The 7,488-nt window shown below is 49.4% G+C and carries 6 protein-coding genes; 4 read left to right on the top strand and 2 right to left on the bottom strand.

Annotated features, from left to right (window positions below; all coding sequences use genetic code 11):
• Nucleotides 1-1,603: DNA topoisomerase 4 subunit A (locus JKY90_07730; GenBank protein ID MBL4852151.1), on the bottom strand; the 1,603-nt coding region annotated here is incomplete at its 3' end.
• Entirely contained in the window at nucleotides 1,596-3,482 is a 1,887-nt protein-coding gene (gene parE / locus JKY90_07725) for a DNA topoisomerase IV subunit B (protein MBL4852150.1), read from the bottom strand. The genes JKY90_07730 and parE, both read right to left, overlap by 8 nt.
• A gap of 255 nt (nucleotides 3,483-3,737) precedes the next feature.
• Here parE and JKY90_07720 point away from each other — a divergent pair, with 255 nt between their 5' ends.
• From JKY90_07720 to JKY90_07705, 4 genes are all read left to right on the top strand, one after another.
• The gene (locus tag JKY90_07720; protein MBL4852149.1) at nucleotides 3,738-4,688 is read left to right on the top strand and encodes a hydrogen peroxide-inducible genes activator; all 951 of its coding nucleotides are present in this window, start codon (nucleotides 3,738-3,740) and stop codon (nucleotides 4,686-4,688) included.
• A gap of 261 nt (nucleotides 4,689-4,949) precedes the next feature.
• Nucleotides 4,950-5,369 carry a rubrerythrin family protein gene (locus tag JKY90_07715; protein MBL4852148.1) on the top strand — a complete coding sequence of 140 codons (420 nt, stop codon included), beginning with the start codon at nucleotides 4,950-4,952 and terminating at the stop codon, nucleotides 5,367-5,369.
• 94 nt (nucleotides 5,370-5,463) lie between these two features.
• The gene (locus JKY90_07710; GenBank protein ID MBL4852147.1) at nucleotides 5,464-6,810 is read left to right on the top strand and encodes a Fe-S oxidoreductase; all 1,347 of its coding nucleotides are present in this window, start codon (nucleotides 5,464-5,466) and stop codon (nucleotides 6,808-6,810) included.
• Nucleotides 6,811-6,852: 42 nt separating this feature from the next.
• Nucleotides 6,853-7,434: a DUF3501 family protein gene (locus tag JKY90_07705; protein MBL4852146.1), complete on the top strand. Its 582-nt coding sequence runs from the start codon at nucleotides 6,853-6,855 to the stop codon at nucleotides 7,432-7,434.
• Nucleotides 7,435-7,488: the final 54 nt, after the last annotated feature.

Genomic DNA, 7,488 nt, shown 5'->3' with positions numbered 1-7,488 from the left:
TCACCACCATGTCCTCACGCTGGATCAGATCTTCGTCGTCCATATCACCGGACCAGTCGACGATCTCAGTGCGGCGGGGCACAGCAAACTGGTCACGCACTTCGGTCAGCTCATCAGTAATGATGCCCATGATCCGCTCGCGTGAGCCCAGAATTTCAAGGTATTCCTTGATTTTGCCAGCCAGTTCTTTCAATTCATCGGTAACTTCCTTGACCCCGATCTGGGTCAGGCGCTGCAGTCTTAGTTCCAGAATGGCGCGGGCCTGAGCTTCCGATAAATTATAGGTGCCATCCTCATTGGCGGTGTGGGTCGGATCGTCGATCAACGCGATATATTCGAGAATCGCCTGGGCCGGCCAGCGACGGGTCATCAGTTTTTGCCGCGCCTCAGCCGCATCTGCCGATGCACGGATGGTGGCGACGATTTCGTCGATATTGGTGACGGCCACGGCCAAACCACATAGAATATGGCTGCGTTCACGGGCTTTGCGCAGCAGGTATGCGGTGCGCCGGGCCACAACATCCTCGCGGAAATCGATGAACGAGGTCAGGAATCGGCGCAGCGTCAGCGTTTCAGGCCGACCGCCATTCAGCGCCAGCATATTACAGCCGAAATAGGTCTGCATCGGCGAGAACCGGTAGAGCTGGTTCATCACCACTTCGGGCGTTGCGTCGCGTTTCAGCTCAATCACCACGCGCACACCGTTGCGGTCGCTTTCGTCCTGAACGTGGGCCACGCCCTCAATCTTCTTGTCGCGCACCTGCTCGGCGATCTTTTCAATCATCGCCGCTTTGTTCACCTGATAAGGGATCTCGTCGACAATAATAGCATAGCGATCACGGCGGATTTCCTCGACCCGCGTTTTGGCGCGGATGATCACCGAACCGCGACCCTCAAGATAGGCTTTGCGGGCGCCGGCACGTCCCAGCATGACACCGCCAGTGGGGAAGTCGGGGCCGGGCACATAGTCAATGAGCTGTTCAGTGGTCAGGTCAGGATCGTCAATCAGCGCTAAGGTCGCGTCAATTACCTCGCCCAGATTATGCGGTGGGATATTGGTGGCCATACCAACCGCAATACCGGTAGTACCATTGAGTAATATATTCGGTACACGAGCGGGCAATATCGCCGGTTCGTCCAGCGTGCCATCGAAGTTGGGCCGCCAATCAACGGTACCCTGGCTCAGCTCACCCAGCAGTAATTCGGCGTAGCGCGTGAGTTTAGATTCGGTATAACGCATGGCTGCAAAAGACTTGGGATCATCACTGGAACCCCAGTTACCCTGGCCGTTGATCAATGGGTAACGATAGGAAAACGGCTGCGCCATCAATACCATGGCTTCGTAACAGGCGCTGTCGCCATGCGGATGAAATTTACCGATGACATCACCAATGGTACGTGCCGACTTCTTGAATTTAGCGGTCGCTGCCAGACCCAGCTCAGACATGGCATAGACAATGCGCCGTTGCACGGGCTTGAGGCCATCACCAATATTCGGTAAGGCGCGGTCAAGAATGACGTACATCGAATAATTAAGGTAGGCCTTCTCAGCAAACTGGCGCAGCGGCAATTGTTCTATATTGTCATCGTTATTATCAGACATCTGCTTTGTCGCCTTCTGCTTGCAGCCACTTCTTGCGATCTGCTGCGCGTTTCTTCGCTAATAACATATCTAACATTTGATCCGCATCATCACTGCTATCAATTGTCAGCTGCACCAAACGCCGGGTGTCCGGTGCGATAGTGGTTTCACGTAGCTGCATTGGATTCATCTCACCCAACCCCTTAAAGCGACCAATGTTGATTTTGGCGTTGGGATTTTTCGCCGTAATACTGTCAATGATGCCTTGTCGTTCGGCATCATCCAGCGCGTAATGCACTTCTTTGCCCACATCAATGCGATACAAAGGCGGCATGGCAACATAGACATGACCCTTTTCAACCAAGGGTCGGAAGTGGCGCAGCATGAGCGCACAGATCAACGTCGCAATATGTAAACCGTCGGAATCAGCATCCGCCAATATGCAGATTTTGCCATAGCGTAAGCCGGAAATATCGTCAGAAGCCGGATCAACGCCTATAGCAATTGCCAAATCATGAATCTCTTGCGAAGCTAAAATCTCACTCGACGCCACTTCCCAAGTGTTTAAAATTTTACCCCTAAGTGGCATCACGGCTTGAAATTCACGCGCCCTCGCTTGCTTTGCCGAACCTCCGGCTGAATCCCCTTCCACCAGAAAAATTTCGGTGCGTGCTAAATCTTGCGCGGTGCAGTCGGCCAATTTGCCAGGCAAAGCAGGGCCAGCCGTAATACGTTTACGTACAACCTTCTTGCTGGATTTAAGCCGCACCTGCGCCGCGTTAATCGCCAAATTAGCAATACGTTCACCATCTTGCGTGTGCTGGTTGAGCCATAGCGCAAAAGTATCTTTCACGACACCTGAAACAAATGGCGCACACTCGCGCGATGATAAGCGCTCTTTGGTCTGGCCACTGAATTGAGGGTCGGCCAGCTTGACCGACAAGACATAGGCACAACGACTCCAGACGTCTTCCGGCGCAATGCGCACACCACGAGGCACCAGGTTACGAAATTCACAAAACTCGCGAATAGCATCCGTCAAACCACTGCGCAGACCGTTAACATGCGTACCACCCTGCACGGTTGGAATCAGGTTAACGTAACTTTCCGTCAGCCATTCTTGGCCTTCTTCAAGCCAGGCAACCGCCCACTCTGCATGCTCTTCATTGCCTTCGCTCTTACCTATAAACAAACCTTCGGGAATCGCTGAATTACCTTCCAACCCTTGCTTAAGATAATCTGATAAACCATTGATATAAAACCATTCTTCTGTCTTGTCGCTAGCTTCATCATAAAGCGTGACATTGAGACCTGGGCACAATACCGCCTTGGCTCTCAAAGCATGTTTGAGCTTGGCAACAGAGAACTTGGCGGAATCAAAATAGTGGCCATCCGGCATCATGCGAATGGTGGTGCCGGTATTTTGTTTGCCGACTTTAGCCACTATTTCAAGCTTGGAAACTTTTTTACCGTCAGCAAACGCGATGTGATATTCCTGGCCACCACGGCGCACCCAAACATCGAGCCTTTTACTTAATGCGTTGACAACAGAAATACCGACGCCATGCAAACCACCCGAGTATTGATAACTCTTATTGCTGAACTTGGCGCCAGCATGAAGCTTGGTCAGAATCAGCTCAACACCTGAAATCTTTTCTTTCGGGTGAATATCCACCGGCATACCACGACCATCGTCACGCACTTCAAGTGAACCGTCCTTAAAGACAGAAACATCAATACGCTTGGCATAACCTGCTATCGCCTCATCGACACTGTTATCAATGGCTTCTTGTGCCAGATGATTAGGCCGCGTGGTGTCGGTATACATCCCCGGGCGCTTACGTACAGGATCAAGGCCAGACAGCACCTCGATAGCAGAGGCGTCATAACGATCAGACACGGTATTTTTGATAAGCTGCGTTCATTGCTGGCGCAGGGTAATGCAGAGTCGCACTAAAAGACAAGTGTGGCGTGTTAGCACCAGCCCACATCCCTCTTCCCCCTGGTGAGAAATACGAGCAAAAAAAAACAAACGTTGCCACTAATACAAAGACACTATCACACCGATAGTTAAATTATTTGAACATTCTTGTTTCAATAGTGTCATTGTAATATAAGTCGTATATTCACCTGCTTACCAACCAAGAGGCACTAAATGACATTAACGGAACTAAGATACATTGTCGCCGTTGCGCAAAAACGGCATTTTGGCCATGCCGCTGAAGCCTGCTTTGTCAGCCAACCCACGCTCAGCGTTGCCGTACGCAAACTGGAAGATGAGCTGGGTGTCCCACTATTTGAACGCGGACCCAACGAAATCAGCCTGACCCCTGTTGGTAGCAAGATTATTGATCAGGCGCAACGTGTTCTTGAACAGGCCAACTCGATCAAAGAAATAGCGCAGTCGGGCAAAGACCCACTTAAAGGATCTTTGCGCATTGGTGCCATTTATACCATTGGGCCTTATCTATTCTCTCACCTGATACCAACATTGCATGAATGCGTACCGAACATGCCAATCATTGTTGAGGAAAATTACACTGCCAACCTAAGCGCTCGCCTAAAGCAAGGCGAACTCGATGTCATCATCGTTTCCGAGCCATTTGAAGGCCCCGGCATTGTCACCCAAGCGCTTTATGATGAACCCTTTGTCGTAGTGATACCTGGTTCTCACCCCTGGAACAGCCGCGACAACATCCCAGCGCAGGATATCGCCAATGACAAGCTGTTACTCCTTAGCTCGGGCAACTGTTTTCGTGATCAGGTACTCGCTGCATGCCCAGACTGCAAACAAACCACCACATCGGCAAGTGGTATTCAAACCGTACTTGAAGGCAGCTCACTGGAAACCATTCGCCATATGGTTGTCAGTGGTATGGGCATTACTGTACTGCCCTGCGCAGCTGCTGGTGCCGACCGCTACTCGCGCAATTTACTGAAAATAAAGCGCTTTAGCGACCCCATACCGACTCGGCGAGTGATATTAGCGTGGCGCAAAAGCTTCCCACGCACTGAAGCCATTGAAGTCGTCAGACAGGTCATCTTGTCTTGCCCATTAAGTTGTGTAACCATGCTGCCCGACGCTTTAAGCTCAGATACTAAATAATCACTATTAATACCGAAATGAATTTGGCTAACCCTCAACCAATCTATATGAATGACTAGTTTTTGCACCCTCTTGCACTCCGAGGGTTCTTTTCAATGCCCCCTTAAGGGACATACGTAGAGGGGGAGCACGTAGTAATTAATTTCACTAATCAACACTATAAATATAATTAATTGGATTTATTGTTGACTTAGCCCTATTTTACGTCCAATTTTGGCGTTTTTTATTTTGATCAACCTGTTATGACAGAGGAGAGTAGCAATGGAACTTAAAGGTAGTAAAACCGAAGACAACTTAAAAGAAGCTTTTTCTGGTGAATCACAAGCCAACCGCCGTTATCTTTACTTCGCAGCCAAAGCTGACGTCGAAGGCTATAACGATGTGTCAGCGGTATTTCGCTCAACTGCTGAAGGGGAAACCGGCCATGCGCACGGCCATTTAGAATATTTGGAAGCGGTTGGCGATCCTGCCACCGGCAAACCCATCGGTGGCACCGCTGATAACCTGGCTGCTGCAATTGCTGGCGAAACGCATGAATACACCGACATGTATCCTGGCATGGCAAAAGCGGCTCGCGACGAAGGCTTTGACGAAATCGCTGACTGGTTTGAAACTCTGGCTAAAGCCGAGCGTTCACACGCTAACCGCTTTCAGAAAGCCCTTGACAGCCTTGAAGCTTAATCAAACGTAGCTACCACGCCGCAAAGATTAACCCCTCTGCGGCGTTTTTTATAGATAAAACAATAAGCTAATTGCCAAGTAGGGAGAGCGACTTATGTCCGCAGTTACCAAAGGTCGACGCGAAGGAAGTCTCGAGGCACCTACCCGCCACCCCATCGATTGGAATAACCCAGAATTTTATAATGAAGAATCGCTCAATGAAGAACTTGAGCGCGTCTTTGATATCTGTCATGGCTGTCGCCGCTGTGTCAGCCTGTGCAACGCATTCCCAACATTATTTGACCTTGTCGATGAATCCAGCACCATGGAAGTCGACGGTGTCGACAAAAAAGACTATATAAAAGTCGTCGATCATTGTTATCTCTGCGACCTTTGCTTTTTGGTTAAATGCCCTTACGTCCCACCACACGAATGGAATGTCGATTTCCCCCATCTCATGTTACGCGCCAAGGCCATTAAATTTAAAAAAGGTGACACAAAAATCCGCGATCGCCTGCTGACCAATACTGACATGGTCAGCAAGCTTGCCAGCATTCCGATCATCGTCGATGTCGTTAACGCTGCCAATGCCACGAGCGTGACACGTAAAGTGCTCGACAGCACACTTGGCGTGCATCCTGATGCGATTTTGCCCAAGTATCATAGCAACACGCTGCGCAAACGACTGTCACGCCGTCCTCAGTCCAATATTGAGGCAGCACCCACAGAGACGACCAAAGGCAAAGTCGCGTTGTTCACCACCTGCTACGGTAACTATAACGAACCACAAATCGGCGAAGACTTAGTTACCATACTGGAACACAACGGTATCCCTGTCACCCTCGCTGATAAAGAGCGTTGCTGTGGCATGCCCAAGCTTGAGGTCGGTGATTTGGACGCCGTCAAAGTAGCCAAAGAAGCCAATATTCCACAACTGGTCAAGCTGGTTAATGCCGGTTGGGACATCATCGGCCCGGTCCCTTCTTGTGTATTGATGTTCAAACAAGAACTGCCCTTAATGTTTCCCGATGACGAGGACGTGAAAAAGGTACAGCAAGCCATCTTCGACCCGTTTGAATATCTCATGCTGCGCCATAAAGCTGGCAAGCTTAATACTGATTTTAAGAAAACATTAGGCAAAGTATCATGGCATGTCGCGTGTCACCAACGCGTCCAACGCATTGGTCAAAAGACGCGTGAAGTACTTGAACTCGTACCCAACACCACCGTCGTGCCGATTGAACGCTGCTCTGGTCACGATGGCACCTACGCGGTGAAATCTGAATACCACGAAATCTCAATGAAAATTGTTCGTCCTGTCGCCAACCTGGTGAAAAAAGATGACTACGATCATTACGGTAGTGACTGCCCCATGGCCGGCCATCAAATTGAAAACGGCATTGGCCGAACCAAAGCGCCAGAGCACCCACTGTCACTGCTAAGAATGGCTTACGGTGTCTAGCATACCTCGTCAGTCACTAACTACTTTAAAGAGAAAACTCCGATGAAAAAAATCCGCCATGAGGACTTACTGAGCCTCGAAGACTATTCCAAAAAGCGTAACGAAATTCGTGCTAATGCAATGACACACAAAGCAAACCGCCGCTTACAAATCGGTGATAACGCCTTTTTATATTTTGAAGACACCACCACCATGCACTATCAAATACAGGAAATGCTGCGCATTGAAAAGATTTTTGAAAGTGCGGAAATAGAACAAGAGCTGGAAACCTACAACCCACTCATACCCGATGGTAACAACTGGAAAGCCACGTTCATGTTGCAATACGACGACATCCCGACACGTCGTGTTGCACTGACCAAGCTATTAGACATTGAAGACAAAATTTGGCTGGAAGTTGAAGGCTGTGAACGCATATATGGAATCGCTAATGAAGATTTAGACCGCAAAGATCCGGAAAAAACTGCTTCTGTTCATTTTATGCGTTTCCAACTGCCCGCTGATGCCGCACTAGCGGTAAAAATGAGCGCAGAAATCAAGTTTGGTATCGATCACGACAATTACAAACACGACGTTGTCGCACCTGAAAACGTACGCATTTCGCTTACTGAAGATCTCAACTAATAAAATATCCTGAGAGCCTATCCCCGTGTCAAGCACTGAGCCTGCTCAGTGCTT

The sequence above is a fragment of the Gammaproteobacteria bacterium genome, assembly GCA_016765075.1.
Lineage (GTDB): Bacteria > Pseudomonadota > Gammaproteobacteria.
The sequence above is the reverse complement of the archived record's forward strand: the minus strand, read 5'-3'. Positions and strand labels throughout refer to the sequence as shown.